Genomic DNA, 13,847 nt, shown 5'->3' with positions numbered 1-13,847 from the left:
ATTAAACGTTTAATTTGCTATTAAAATTAACCCTACACATAAAAAGGTCTTTATAAATATAAAAAATATAAAAACTTTTGGTATTAGAGGTCTGACAACTAGTATGTTATAAATACTGTCGCACGTTAAAAAGGGGGCCCATTGCAGTCATTTGAAGTAAAAACAAGAAATATAACGCTGCGTGGCTTAACAAAAGGCTCTGGTGATGAGCTTGTCATCGCACTACATGGTTGGTTAGATAACTGTAACAGCTTTAAGCCCATGCTTAGTGATGTAAGTCCTAAACATACTTGGTATTGCGTCGATTTTGCGGGGCATGGATTATCCGACTGGCGTAGCCAAGACGCACACTATTATTTTGTTGATTATATTGACGATGTATATCAACTGATCATGGGGTTAGGGGCTAAAAAAGTTCACTTAGTTGGTCATTCTATGGGAGCCATGGTCGCCGGTTTATTCGCTAGTTGTTTTAGTGAGCACGTGTACTCAGTTACTTTTATAGAGGGGATCGGTTGTGTCACAACCCCCAGCGATGAAGTATGTGAGCAATTAAAAGGGGCGGTGCTTAATAGAGCGCGGGTAAATAACAAAAAAAAGCGCGTTTATAAATCGAGAGCATCTATAATCGAAGCGCGGGCTAACACCACAGATTTAAATAACGAACTGATCAGCACATTAATGGGTCGTAATATTAAGCAAAGTGAACTAGGGTATGAGTTAACAACAGACCCTAAGCTTAAAAATCACTCCGGTTTTAGGTTTGATGAAGCGCAATGTATTGGTGCAATAAAACAATTAATTGCACCAAGCCAATTAATTTTAGGTAACCAAGGTTATTCGTTTGTAAAACAAAATTTGGCCAAGTATATTAGCTATTACAACAACTTGAAGGTAATTAATGTAGATGGTGGGCATCATTGCCATATGCAAAGCAGTGGGTTATGTTTTGAGCATATTCAAGCCTTTATGCTGCAAAATGGTGCATGTTAATTGTAAATTAACGCCAAATGTGGGATTATTCCTGCATTAGAGTATTTGCTCAATTGTTAAAGTGCCTTACTTAGATTAAGGTTAATAAAAATATAATTATAAACAGGGGCTAAGAGTGGAAAAAATCTGGCTTAAGCGCTACCCAGAAGGTATGCCTGAAACAATCGATCCTGAGCATTACAACTCGTTACTCGAAGTGTTTGAAAAAAGTTTTACCGATTACAAAGATTTACCTGCATTTACAAATATGGGTAAAACATTATCGTATGATGAAATAGATACAGCGACACAACGTGTTGCCTCATATATTCAAAATGATTTAGGTCTTAAAAAAGGCGACAAAGTTGCCGTAATGATGCCTAATTTATTACAAACGCCTATCGCTATTTTAGGTATTTTGCGTGCAGGGTGTGTTGTGGTTAACGTAAACCCACTTTACACAGTACGAGAACTTGAGCATCAATTAAAAGATTCTGACGCGTCGGCTATTTTTATACTGGCTAATTTTGCTGATACGCTTGAAAAAGCGCTTGCAAAAACTGATGTAAAACACATTGTTGTTACCCAAGTGGGTGACATGGTGGGTGGTATTAAAAAGCATATCGTTAATTTTGTTGTTAAACACATTAAAAAAATGGTACCAAGCTATAGCTTGCCAAATACAATTAAGTTTTCAGATGTATTAGCAGCTGACCCGGCAAAGTATACTCGCCCAGAAATGAATTTATCTGACTTAGCTTTCTTGCAGTACACAGGTGGTACTACCGGCGTGTCTAAAGGGGCAATGCTTAGCCATGGCAATATGGTTGGCAACCTTGAGCAAGTATCAGGCTGTTTAGATAAGGTTTTAGACCGAGGTAGCGAAGTTGTAGTTACCGCACTACCGCTTTATCATATTTTTGCGTTAACAGCTAACTGCTTAACGTTTATGAAATATGGTGGTTTAAACGTGCTAATTACAAATCCGCGTGATATGCCTGCATTTGTAAAAGAACTCAATCAGCATAAATTTACCGCGATTACTGGAGTAAATACCCTATTTAATGGGCTACTAAATACCCCAGGATTTGCAGAGCTTGATTTTAGTCATTTAAAAATGTCATTAGGTGGCGGTATGGCGGTACAACGCCCTGTGGCTGAAAAATGGCAAAAAGTGACAAATTCTAAACTGATGGAAGGCTATGGTTTAACTGAGTGTGCACCACTAGTGACGGTAAGCCCATACGATTTACAAGGCTATAATGGTTCTATTGGTTTACCTGCACCAAATACCGAAATCAAACTTATGCTTGAAAACGGTGAAGAGGCTGCAAAAGGGGAGCCAGGTGAGCTATGGGTTAAAGGCCCACAAGTTATGCTAGGTTACTATAACCGTCCAGACGCAACCGCAGAATGTTTACAAGATGGCTGGTTTGCTACCGGCGATATTGCTACATACGACGACGAAGGCTTTTTCTATATTGTTGATCGTAAAAAAGACATGATCATAGTATCGGGCTTTAACGTGTTCCCAAATGAGATAGAAGAAGTGGTTGCGATGCACGATGGGGTGCTTGAAGTTGCGGCTATTGGTATTCCACACGATGTAAGTGGTGAACAAGTTAAAGTTTTTGTTGTTAAAAAAGACCCTTCTTTAACTGAAAAAGATATAATAAATCACTGTCGTGATAATTTAACTAATTACAAGGTGCCTAAGCTCGTTGAGTTTAAGGATGAGTTACCTAAAACAAATGTAGGTAAAATTCTCAGAAGAGCCCTAAAAGATTAGTAAACTATAAAAAAGCCGGCATTAGCCGGCTTTTTTATTGTAGGAGATTAAGTGCAATACCAATTGATCGAAACACAAAATCAACTTAATACCTTTGTTGAACAAATAAGAAACAAGCCTATTTTAGCCATAGACACTGAGTTTATGCGTCGCCGTACTTTGTACCCTGAAGTTGCACTTATTCAAGTATATGATGGTGAGCACCTCGCCCTTATAGACCCACTTGCTGAGCTTTCGTTATTTGAATTTTGGCAAATATTAAAAGATCCATCCGTACTAAAAGTGTTGCATTCACCTTCAGAAGATATTGAAGTTTTTCAAAAATACGCAGGCTTTGTACCTACACCGCTGTTTGATACACAATTTGCTCTTCAACTTTTAGGTAAAGGTAACTGCATGGGCTTTGCGCTAATGGTCAAAGAGCTGTTAGGTATTGAAATAGACAAAAGTGAATCACGCACTAATTGGCTACAGCGCCCGTTAACTAAAAAGCAGCTCGATTACGCTGCGGCAGATACATTTCATTTATTGCCCTGTTTTGAGTTAATCATTGAGCGTATTAATAAGGCCGAATTATTTGATATTGTTATTAATGAGAGCGAATTAATTGCTAATAAACGCGCCTTTCAAACACCTGATGAACTGCTTTATAAAGATATAAAAAATGCATGGCAGCTAAAGCCGCACGAACTTGCTGTATTAAAAGAATTAGCTGTATGGCGTCGTAATAAAGCTATTCGAAAAAATTTAGCCTTAAATTTTGTACTTAAAGAGCACAATATGACAGAAATTGCTAAACGTGGTCCTTCAAGTTTAAATTCGCTTAGGCAAATTCCAGGTGTTGAATCGATGGAAGTAAACCGCTCTGGGGTTGAAATTCTAAAGTGTATTGAAAAAGCCAAAGCCCTGCCAATTGATCAGCATCCAGCTGTGCTAAAACGTTTAATTGATTTTCCAGCTTATAAAAAAGTAGCTAAAGATATTAAACAAAAAATTACTAAGGTAGCCAAAGAGCAGGGCATACCAGAAGATGTAATGGCCTCTAAAAAGCAGATTAATCAGCTTATTAGCTGGAATTGGAAGCTTACCGATGAGCAAAAAGTAAATCATATTAAACCTGACTTACTTAATTCTTGGCGCTACCGTTTTGTTAAAGATGCACTTAAAGAGTGGGATAATTAAACCCACTTCTCAAGCTAATAGGCTTTGTTAAAAGTCGGGCGCTACATTGAACGTTAAACGCTGATGTGTAATGGGGTGATCTAGTGCCAAATACTCGGCATGTAAATGTAACCTGTTGGCTTTTTTACCATAATGTGTGTCACCGATAATAGGCCTATTCAGCCCTAAATGGTGTGCACAGTGTACTCTTAATTGATGTGTACGCCCTGTTTTTGGATAAAGCTGTAATCGTGTAATATTGTTTTTACGTTCAAGGACTTGCCACGTGGTTAGTGCAGGTTTGCCGTTTTTATAACACACGAGTTGGCGCGGTTTATCATCAAAATCAAGTCGCAAGGGCAGCTCTATCTTACCACTGTCCTTGGGCACAATACCATCAACTAACGCAATATAACGTTTATCAATGGTGCGTGCAATAAATTGCTTTTGGAGTGCTTTGTGAGCGCGTTTATTAAGGGCCACAACAAGCAAACCTGATGTAGACATATCTAGTCTGTGCACAATTAACGGGCCTGTAGCGTGCGGAAATTGTGTTTGAATACGCAAATACACAGAATCTTCAATATTGACACCTGGTACAGATAAAAACTCGCTTGGCTTATTTACAATAACAATATCATCGTCTTGATAGACTATGGGCAGCGTTTTACCTTCAGCAGGGTTAACGAGTAGTGGGTTATCTTCTATGCTAAGGCCTTTTAACATATGCGATAAAATAGGTTGGCATTTACTGTAGCACGAGGGGTAATAGTTTTTATGTTGGCGTACCGCCGATTTTGGAGCGCCGCCCCACCAAAATTCGGCCATGGCTAGCGGCTTTAAATTATTAAGATAAGCGTATTGTAATAGCTTGGGGGCTGCGCAATCGCCCGCCCCTGATGGCGGAGTATGCTCTGGTAGCTCAGCAAAAATAGCGTTAAGATCTTTGAGCTCATGATTGGCATTTAAAAATTGATACTGGGCAAATAACTGTTTTTGTAGGTTTTTAGATAAAACTTTACGGCGTTTTTTTAACTGTTTTATTTCGTCGTAAAGGGTATTAAGCGCCTGCTGTTGCTGAGTTATTTTATCGCGCCAGTAATCTTTTATGCTTTGATAGTGTTTTTTATCTTTTATGCTTTGTTTTGCCAGTTCATTCAAGCTTACTTGTTGCTCAGGCGTTATTGCATCGCTGTGCTCAATCGCAAGTGCATTGCGCGCCTCTTTACGTGCTTTTCTGTTTGCTTGCATTACGCTTTGTTGCGCTTGTAACTGCTGCTCAAATTTTTCTGTATCTCGACTTAACGATGCCGATAATTTATTTAATGTACTGGCATTTTCAAGGGCATGTATCTGTGTGTTTATTTCGTTAATTATTTTACTTTCTTTCAAATAACCCACATCCTCCAATGCCATTGTAGATACATTAGGCACACATTTTATCTCAGAACTTAAATTTTCAAGTTGCCCTGAATAAGCCGATAAAAAGCCAATTTGTTTTTGTGGGTTTTGTACAACTAGTACACCGAACATCTTTCCGTCACCATGGTGATTATTTTCATCATAAGGTAGATGCGTTGCCAGCTGCTGCTGTAATTGCTTTGATGCCAAAACGCTAAGTTCGTGAGGCTGATAATGAAATGGAAACGTAAATTTCTCTGGCAGAGCTATATTATCTATTGATTGAGAAAACGAGGTAAAACAGGGCGGGGGATTAAACATAGCAATTGCGAATACATAACGAAATAGTGGCTACATATTACCACATTCATTGTTTATAAGTGATCAAAAGCGATTATCAGCTTAAATAATCTAAACACACGCGGGCACTAACCTTTCTAAAAACGTAAGGTTTAGTTAAAAATGAAAAAAGCGGCATTTTAAATGCCGCTTTTATTGTGCTACTTTTTTTCTTCGTCAGGTAATGTCACATTGAGCTCAAGTACCGCTAAATCATCTTCGTTTTGATCAAACTGTACTTGCACTGCATCAGTGTTTACGTTCACGTATTTACGGATCACATCTAAAATATCTTGTTTTAATTGTGGTAAGTAATCTGGCGTTCCGCGTTGAGAACGTTCGTGCGCGACAATGATCTGCAATCGCTCTTTTGCTAATGACGCGCTATTTTTCTTTTCTGAGCGGAAGTAGTCAAGTAAAGACACATTAACCTCCAAAAATCCGTTTAAATAAGCCTTTTTTCTCAACGTCTAAGAAGCGAAAATCGACTGTTTCACCTAATAAGCGATTAATTGCATCAGCGTAAGCTTGCCCTGCATCTGAATCACCATCAAGTATCACCGGTTGTCCTGAGTTAGACGCACTTAATACCGCTTGCGACTCAGGAATAACACCAAGTAATGGAATCGATAGAATATCTTTAACATCTTCTACCGATAACATTTCACCTTTTTCAACACGCTCAGGGTTGTAGCGTGTTAATAAAAGGTGCTCTTTAATATTTTCTAGGCCTTCTTCAGCACGTTTAGACTTGCTGTGTAAAATACCTAAAATTCTGTCTGAATCTCGAACAGAAGACACTTCCGGGTTTGTTGTAACAATTGCTTCATCAGCAAAGTACATCGCCATCATTGCACCGGCTTCAATACCTGCAGGTGAGTCACACACAATGTAATCAAAGTCTTCTTTTAATTCGTTCAAAACGCGCTCAACGCCTTCGCGAGTAAGGGCATCTTTATCACGGGTTTGTGATGCAGGTAGCAAAAATAGTTTTTCAACGCGTTTATCTTTAATAAGCGCTTGATTGAGATTGGCTTCGCCATTGATGACATTTACAAAATCGTAGACCACACGGCGCTCGCACCCCATAATTAAATCTAGATTACGTAAACCGATGTCAAAATCGATAATAACTGTTTTATAGCCTTTTAATGCTAAACCAGTACCTATTGCGGCACTTGATGTTGTTTTACCAACACCGCCTTTACCAGAGGTAACGACAATAACTTTTGCCATGAGATTTATCCTTTAACCAAAGCTGAAATTTCTAGTGATTCGTTTTTTTGTTGTATTTGAACTGCATTGCCCCAGTGCTCACCTTGCAGTGAGTCGGAGATCCAGTAATTGCCATCAATTGAAACCAACTCGGCTTCCAATTTTTGGCAATAAATGCAGGCATCTTTTGTCCCTTTAGCACCTGCAATGGCACGCCCGCGTAAAGTGCCGTATATATGCACATTCCCATCGGCTATTACTTCTGCACCATGGCTAACAGCACCTAATACTATTAAGTCTCTGTCTTTTGCATACACCTGTTGCCCTGAGCGCACTGTGCCATTAATTACTTGCGCTGGTAAGTACACGTTTTTTTCAACAATCGAGGTATTTGGTGCCTCTTGTTTAACGGGCGCGCTTTTAGCATCTTGCGAGTAATTAAGTACTGATAGGCCAGCAGCTTTAGCTTGGGTGTGTTGTTCATCTGAGCCATTACAAACACCTACTGCATTAAAGCTCATACGCTCAATAAGAGATTTTAAATGGTCAAAATCAAGTGAGCTGCCTTTAATTTCTTCTAAATTAACAACAATAGGCGCCCCTTCAAAAAAACGAGGAGCTTGGGCTATTTTTACATACAACTGCTCTGCTAGAAGGGCGATATCAGTGCTGTAAAGATGTAACACTGATAGTGTGAAAAGGTTCCCTTTTAGTTCAAAAATTTGTTCCGACATACACGCTCAATTGAATTGTCTGATTAGAAATTAATTTTAGATAAACGTAGGCTGAATAAGGCCTTTAATGAAATTTCTAATCTAATTTTTCTAACTTATTATTACTCTCATGTTATAGTGTGCGGCAATGTTAAGCAAGATTAAATAGGGCCATTATGCTCACTGCGGTATATAAAAGTAAGAAAAAAGCGGATACCTTCTTATTTATTGAAAAAAGAGATGATTTTAGTAAAGTGCCTGAACCTTTACTGGCAATGTTTGGTCAACCTATTTACGTGATGATCATTAACTTAGCAAAGCGTGATCATTTAGGGGGTGCTGACCTTGAAACTGTAAAAGAGGCTTTAGCTGATCCTGATAAAGGCTACTATTTACAAATTCCACCCCCAGAAGAAAATTTACTTAGCCAATTACGAAAAGAAAACGGAGTTGATAGTGATTAAAAAGTTAGCCGCAATTTTATGCTCAGTGTGTTTAAGTGGCTCTGTAGTGGCAAAAACGCAGGCCGAATTTCAAACTTATTTAAGTGACTTAAAGCAAGAGGCCATTGCTAAAGGGTACGACAGCAAGTTAATCGATGATGCATTTGCAACGGCGTCGTACAAAGAAAAAGTAGTTTCGGCAGATAAAAACCAGCCAGAGGTTAAAGAAACCCTCGAAACTTATTTACCAAAGCGTGTACCACAGTGGAAAATTGACCGTGCTCGCAAGCTCTACGCAGAAAATAAAGACGTACTAGAGCAAGTGGCAAAAGAGTTTGGTGTACAAGCACGTTTCATCGTGGCTTTATGGGGTCTTGAAAGCAACTTTGGCACCATTCAAGGTGGCCATAATGTTATTTCATCTTTGGTAACACTTGCTTTTGATGGCCGTCGCGAGGCACTTTATAAACGCCAGCTTTGGGCGGCATTAGATATTTTAAAGTCAGGCCATATCACCCTTGATAAATTTAAAGGCTCTTGGGCGGGCGCAATGGGTCAAACGCAGTTTATGCCTACCTCATTTAATGCCTATGCAATTGATTATAACAATGATGGTCGCAAAGATATTTGGACGACTAAAGAGGATGCATTTGCATCAATTGCCAATTATTTGAAGCAGGAGGGGTGGAATGATTCTCTCACTTGGGGTCGCCAAGTAAAACTCCCTGAAAACTTTGATAGTAAATACATATTAAAACGTGGTACTAAAACACGTAAACAGTGGCTAGAGTATTGGAACGACTCAGAGCGTTCACTTGCAGATTGGCAGGCGCTAGGTGTACGCCGAGCGGATGGCTCAGACTTACCCAATGTAGATGTACGTGCAGCGCTTGTTATGCCCGATGACATTAATGGACGTATGTACTTAGCCTACGATAACTACAAAGTGTTTATGCATTGGAATCGTTCGTATTACTTTGCCACCAGCGTGGGTTACTTATCAGATAGAATTGGGTATCCGAAAATTTAATTCCCACTCTTCTAAATAAAAAAAGCCGCTTTGCGGCTTTTTTTATTTAGTTTTATTCTTTTTTAAATATTTTATCTTTTAAATCGATAACCTTGCCTATTCCTGAGCCAAGCTTCATGAGCTTATTTAGCTGCTCTGGGCTCAAACGTTGTAATTCTGATGACCATTTAGTAACAGTTTCAAGCAAGTTATGAATTTCACCCATCTGCTTTTGTGCATAACGTTCTTCTTCGTTACTTGCTTCGTCTAAAAGATTGTCACGCAGTAAACTTAAAGTAGGGTCTATTTCTCGCTTTTTACGCTCTTCAAATACACGATTAGCCATATCCCAAATTTCACCCGCCGGGGCGTAATATTCTTTACGATCGCCTGGCACGTGATGCACCTTTATTAATTGCCATGACTGGAGCTCTTTAATGCCCATACTTACGTTACCACGAGAGATGCTTAACGCGTCGGCAATATCATTTGCGGTCATAGGCTCTTTGGTAATGATCAGCAAGCCACACATTTGGCCAATCGTACGATTGAAACCCCAACGGCTGCCCATCTCACCACAGTGCATGACAAAGGCTAAATTTTTTTCAGATAGACTCATAGCTTTTCAAGTTTCAGTAAATTCAGAAAGTAATGCTAGCACGCTTATAAATTATAGCAACGCTTAGGATGTATCTTTTGTAGGGTATTAAATGAAGAATAAGTTTAATTTACTCCTACTTATTTTAGTAGGAGTAAATTAATTGCCTAGATGGGTTAAAGTGTGTAGCTAAAGCTTAGCTTAGCGTTACGCTCTTCACCTGGCATACCACCTAAAAACATGGCTTTAGAGTAGTACTTTTTATTAAACAAGTTGTTTAAATTAAGCTGCATGTGCCACTTATCTGTGGTGTATGAAACTGCTGCATCATAAACTGTGTAGCTAGGAACATAACCATCAGGAATACTAAACGAACTTGAGTTCGTGCTGCGGTTATCTACAAATGTAATACCACCACTGATATTAACAGCCTCTGGTAAATTAAACATATCAGCGTAGTAGGTAACCCACGTACTTGCAGTTACATACGGCACCCCTTTTTGGCGCGTATCGTAGCTGCTGCTATTTGGATTAGATTTATCACGAGCATCTTGATAAACACCGTTTACATTTACTTTCCATTGCTCATTTAAATGTGCATTTAAATCAAGCTCTACACCTTTGGTCTGCTCTTCGCCATCGTAGAAGCTTTCTACTACATCTGGGCCAGACACACCGGCTTCATAAAGTGGGTTAGCGTATTCTAAATTAGTACGCGCGCTTTCAAATATTACAAGTGATGCTAAAAGTTGATCATCAAATGCTTTAAACCTAAAGCCTAAATCGTTACTGATAGACTCAGAGTCTTCACGGTCTGCTTCGTTACCTGCTACTGAACCAAGTACACTGTAAGCTGTACGTCCTTTAGCATGGTTAATAAATACCGAAAAGTCTTCAGTTGGTTGATACGTTGCGCCTAAGTTATAAGTTAATCCGCTATCTGAAGTATTCGCTTCAGGCGTTGGCTCGGCGCGGCTAGAGCTATAGCGCTCATCTACACCAAAATGCTCATACGTTTGCTTAATGCGATTATAGGCAACACCTACACGGGTAGTGAGCTGCTCAGTGATATAACCTACATGTTGAATACCTAAACCCCAAGCTTGTACTTTTTTGTTGTAATCACTGGTTTTAAGTGGATCGTAGTCATCAAAGCTACCTGTTGGCCAGTTTGGCGAACGCATATCATAAATATACGGTAATGTGCCTTGGTAAAGCACCTCTCCTTCGCTGTCGTAAATAACTTTGTCTGCATCGTAAATAGAGTACTGCTTAAAGCGAATGTCACGGTCTTCGTAGTTTGCATTAACGAGTAGCTCGTTATCAATGTCGCCCAGCATAAAGTCATAGCGTAAATCTAAGAAGTACTGCCATGATTTTTCATCTGCTTCTACTTGGCGATATTCTTGGCGACGAGCTGCAAATGGGTATAATTCGCCGTCTTCTACTAGCGGCGCTCGCGGGTCATTGTTTATGATGCCACTACGTGTTGAGTAAACATAGTTAAATGCACCTGTTTGACGCGCAAAGCTTGATGTGTAATTACGGTATTGTAATTGTTGATTTAAAAATAAATCATCAGTAATAAAGTAATTATGCGTTAGCTTAAAGCGAAGCTCTTCACCTTCGTTATCGTCCGCCATTGGAGAAATAATACCGTTAGTACCAAAATCGTATGGTGTTAGTCCGTCTGTTGATGAAAGAGAATTAGCAAGTTGTTCTTGTTGAGCCGCCGTTAATTGCACACCATTACCTGACGGATCATTGACTAAATCTGCACCGGTTACTTCACCCGCTGTCAGTCCATTGGCTGTTTCTGCGTTATAAATTCGAATAGGGTGGCCGATAGAGTCTACCGCAATCGAATCTTTAATATAGGCAGCAGAGAGCATGATATCTTGTCTGTCGTTAAGTACGTACTTAAGCGAGGTATAAATTTCGTCGCGGTCTTCTTTTAAATCACGAAACCCATCGCTTGAGGCCGTTTTAGCCATTACACGGTAAGCTAGGTCGTCAGTAATTGCATTGGTGCTATCAAAAGCAAGTGAATAGCTATCCCACTGGCCAAGCTCTGCAGAAACTTTATGTTTTTCTTCAAACTCTGGCTTCTTCTCAATTAGGTTAATTACGCCGCCTGCACTACCAATACCGTATAAACCCGTAGCAGGGCCTTTAAGTACTTCCACCGACTCAACATTAGTTAACGATCGTGTAGGGTTAAATGTATTACCTAGTCCTGCACCACCATACATACCATCGTAAGTATAGTTAGCATCAAGACCACGAATAACTAAATTGTCGCCTATACCATAGTTATTACCAGCTTGCGTTAAACCACTTACATTACGTACAAGTTCTTGTAGGCTATCTACACCTTGTGACTCTATAAGTTCACGGTCAATAATAACAACCGGTGCCGGTGTTTCCATTAACGACATGTCTGATTTAGTTGCAAGGCCTGAGCTCATTACAACTTGGTTTTGCTTTTCATAAACGCTGATGCGTTCTATGTCTTTTTCAGCCGTTGTTGCAGCAAGGGCTAAAGGCGCGTTTAAACACGCTAAAGTTAAAAGTGAATAGTTGAACTTTTTCATACTGATAATTATTCGCATTTCTTAAAGTGCGCGAATAATAATAGTTATTATTCGTTAAGTGAATAAAAATTTCCAAAAAAGTGAAAATAATAGGATTTTAGGTCGATTGTTGCTCTATAAAGTAAATTAAAGGTTAATATTTACGTAAACAATAAAAAAGCATGAAAGTGTAAGCCTTCATGCTTTTGTAAAAGTAGTCACGAGTGACTACTCTTTATAAACAATGCCTGCTTTCATGACAAAAGGAACATGCTCGAGCGTAGCGATATTTTCAAGAGGATTACCCTTAACAGCAATAATATCGGCTGCAAAGCCAGATTTTAGTTGGCCTAAGTTATTCTCCATTTTTAACAGCTTTGCACTGTTAATCGTAGCAGAGCGTATTGCCTGTAGTTCGCTCATGCCAAATTTAACCATACGGCTAAATTGTTTAGCGTTATCGCCATGAGGGTATATAGCAGCATCGGTACCAAATACCATATTTACGCCGGCTTTTACTGCGCGGTTAAAGCTATCGCGCTGCTTTTTAGACACTTGGCGTTCTTTATTGAGGTTCTCTTCGTCCACACCATTTTGCTCACCAAAGCTCAGTGTGTATTCTGTATTATAAATATCCATCGACAGCCACGTGCCGTGTTTTTTAGCAAGTGCGATGGCCTCATCATCTAAAAAGCTGGCATGTTCTATACTATCAACGCCGGCTTTGATGGCTGTTTTAATCCCACTTGTACCATGTGCGTGAGCAGCTACTGGTAAGTCTCGCATATGGGCTTCATAAACAATGGCTTTCATTTCTTCAAATGAATATTGTTGTGCACCTACTTTTGTACCTTTCGAAAAAACGCCCCCTGTGGCGCAAAACTTGATGGCATTCGCACCATATTTTATGTTTTCACGTACTTTAACACGTGCAGACCATGGGCCATCTGCTACCCCTGATGAGGTGTATTTTAACTCTGGCGGTAAACGGTTATTATCGCAATGCCCACCTGTAATACCAAGCGAAGGGCCAGCTGCCCAAATGCGCGGGCCAACAATGTCTCCGGCGTTAATACCATCACGTACCGCAATAACGCTATAGCCCTCGGCTCCTACATTTCTGAGGGTAGTAAAACCCGCAAGCAACGTTTTTTTAGCAAAATGCGCAGCTTTAATAGCCATACGGGGTACCGACTGACTTAAACGCTCACTGCGAGATACCGTAGGGTCGCTAGTTAAGTGCACATGCATATCCATTAAGCCGGGCATAAGTGTTAGTTCAGGCAGTTCTATATGTTTATCATTTTTGCTTAGGGTTGGCTTTTTGTTGCTTTGCACAGCACTGATCACCCCATTATCTATCGTGATCAGGGGTGATTTAATTAATTTCCCGCTTTGCACATCAAGCATTGCTTTAGCAGATAGGTAGGTAACAGCATGCGCGTTTAAGCTACTTAAACATAACATGGCGATAGAGGCACTCAGTAAACGTTTATTCATTTGATTCTTCTTGTAGTGGTGGTTTAATTAATTGAAATGTAACAACCTAATACAAAGGTGTAAATATCGTTTCCTAGCTACCACTTATCGTAATTGCTTTATTAATGGGCTTTAAATGCGCATAATCGCCTGAC

12 protein-coding genes are annotated in these 13,847 nt (G+C 39.6%); 5 read left to right on the top strand and 7 right to left on the bottom strand.

The window, feature by feature from the left end; translation table 11 throughout:
- The first annotated feature begins 141 nt into the window (after positions 1 to 141).
- The 3 genes from AABI99_RS03195 (at position 142) to rnd (ending at position 3,943) form a co-directional block, all read left to right on the top strand.
- The gene (locus AABI99_RS03195) at positions 142 to 993 is read left to right on the top strand and encodes an alpha/beta hydrolase (protein WP_338363249.1); all 852 of its coding nucleotides are present in this window, start codon (positions 142 to 144) and stop codon (positions 991 to 993) included.
- A gap of 115 nt (positions 994 to 1,108) precedes the next feature.
- The gene (gene fadD, locus AABI99_RS03190) at positions 1,109 to 2,761 is read left to right on the top strand and encodes a long-chain-fatty-acid--CoA ligase FadD (RefSeq protein WP_338363247.1); all 1,653 of its coding nucleotides are present in this window, start codon (positions 1,109 to 1,111) and stop codon (positions 2,759 to 2,761) included.
- A 51-nt stretch (positions 2,762 to 2,812) separates the two neighbouring features.
- Complete coding sequence (gene rnd, locus AABI99_RS03185) at positions 2,813 to 3,943, top strand: ribonuclease D (protein WP_338363246.1); 1,131 nt, start codon at positions 2,813 to 2,815, stop codon at positions 3,941 to 3,943.
- 27 nt (positions 3,944 to 3,970) lie between these two features.
- Here the strand turns inward: rnd and AABI99_RS03180 are convergent, their stop codons facing one another.
- The 4 genes from AABI99_RS03180 to minC form a co-directional block, all read right to left on the bottom strand.
- Entirely contained in the window at positions 3,971 to 5,644 is a 1,674-nt protein-coding gene (locus AABI99_RS03180) for a pseudouridine synthase (RefSeq protein WP_338363244.1), read from the bottom strand.
- 179 nt (positions 5,645 to 5,823) lie between these two features.
- Entirely contained in the window at positions 5,824 to 6,087 is a 264-nt protein-coding gene (gene minE, locus AABI99_RS03175; RefSeq protein WP_004586362.1) for a cell division topological specificity factor MinE, read from the bottom strand.
- A 1-nt stretch (position 6,088) separates the two neighbouring features.
- Positions 6,089 to 6,898: a septum site-determining protein MinD gene (gene minD, locus AABI99_RS03170; protein WP_024031716.1), complete on the bottom strand. Its 810-nt coding sequence runs from the start codon at positions 6,896 to 6,898 to the stop codon at positions 6,089 to 6,091.
- A gap of 5 nt (positions 6,899 to 6,903) precedes the next feature.
- Positions 6,904 to 7,611 (bottom strand): septum site-determining protein MinC, encoded by a 708-nt coding sequence (gene minC / locus AABI99_RS03165; protein WP_338363228.1) that lies wholly within the window; start codon positions 7,609 to 7,611, stop codon positions 6,904 to 6,906.
- Positions 7,612 to 7,766: 155 nt separating this feature from the next.
- Here minC and AABI99_RS03160 point away from each other — a divergent pair, with 155 nt between their 5' ends.
- Together AABI99_RS03160 and AABI99_RS03155 are read left to right on the top strand one after the other, a co-directional pair.
- The gene (locus AABI99_RS03160) at positions 7,767 to 8,054 is read left to right on the top strand and encodes a YcgL domain-containing protein (RefSeq protein ID WP_338363226.1); all 288 of its coding nucleotides are present in this window, start codon (positions 7,767 to 7,769) and stop codon (positions 8,052 to 8,054) included.
- Positions 8,047 to 9,063 (top strand): lytic murein transglycosylase, encoded by a 1,017-nt coding sequence (locus AABI99_RS03155; protein WP_338363224.1) that lies wholly within the window; start codon positions 8,047 to 8,049, stop codon positions 9,061 to 9,063. Before AABI99_RS03160 ends, AABI99_RS03155 begins: the two co-directional genes overlap by 8 nt.
- A 52-nt stretch (positions 9,064 to 9,115) precedes the next feature.
- Here AABI99_RS03155 and AABI99_RS03150 read toward each other — a convergent pair whose 3' ends face one another.
- The 3 genes from AABI99_RS03150 to AABI99_RS03140 form a co-directional block, all read right to left on the bottom strand.
- Positions 9,116 to 9,661: a MarR family transcriptional regulator gene (locus AABI99_RS03150; RefSeq protein WP_338363222.1), complete on the bottom strand. Its 546-nt coding sequence runs from the start codon at positions 9,659 to 9,661 to the stop codon at positions 9,116 to 9,118.
- Between the two features lie 155 nt (positions 9,662 to 9,816).
- Positions 9,817 to 12,234, bottom strand: coding sequence for a TonB-dependent receptor (locus AABI99_RS03145; protein WP_338363221.1), 2,418 nt, complete (start codon positions 12,232 to 12,234; stop codon positions 9,817 to 9,819).
- Positions 12,235 to 12,441: 207 nt separating this feature from the next.
- The gene (locus AABI99_RS03140; protein ID WP_338363219.1) at positions 12,442 to 13,713 is read right to left on the bottom strand and encodes an amidohydrolase family protein; all 1,272 of its coding nucleotides are present in this window, start codon (positions 13,711 to 13,713) and stop codon (positions 12,442 to 12,444) included.
- Positions 13,714 to 13,847: the final 134 nt, after the last annotated feature.

The organism is uncultured Pseudoalteromonas sp., from assembly GCF_963922945.1.
Classification (GTDB): Bacteria; Pseudomonadota; Gammaproteobacteria; order Enterobacterales; family Alteromonadaceae; genus Pseudoalteromonas.
Note: the sequence above shows the minus strand (reverse complement) of the source record. Positions and strands in the feature narration are given on the sequence as shown.

Coding starts and splice junctions, on each gene's coding strand:
- AABI99_RS03140 (WP_338363219.1), bottom strand. CDS start 13,713: ATGAATAAACGTTTACTGAGTGCCTCTATCGCCATGTTATGTTTAAGT.
- minD (WP_024031716.1), bottom strand. CDS start 6,898: ATGGCAAAAGTTATTGTCGTTACCTCTGGTAAAGGCGGTGTTGGTAAA.
- AABI99_RS03160 (WP_338363226.1), top strand. CDS start 7,767: ATGCTCACTGCGGTATATAAAAGTAAGAAAAAAGCGGATACCTTCTTA.
- AABI99_RS03145 (WP_338363221.1), bottom strand. CDS start 12,234: ATGAAAAAGTTCAACTATTCACTTTTAACTTTAGCGTGTTTAAACGCG.
- AABI99_RS03150 (WP_338363222.1), bottom strand. CDS start 9,661: ATGAGTCTATCTGAAAAAAATTTAGCCTTTGTCATGCACTGTGGTGAG.
- minC (WP_338363228.1), bottom strand. CDS start 7,611: ATGTCGGAACAAATTTTTGAACTAAAAGGGAACCTTTTCACACTATCA.
- AABI99_RS03180 (WP_338363244.1), bottom strand. CDS start 5,644: ATGTTTAATCCCCCGCCCTGTTTTACCTCGTTTTCTCAATCAATAGAT.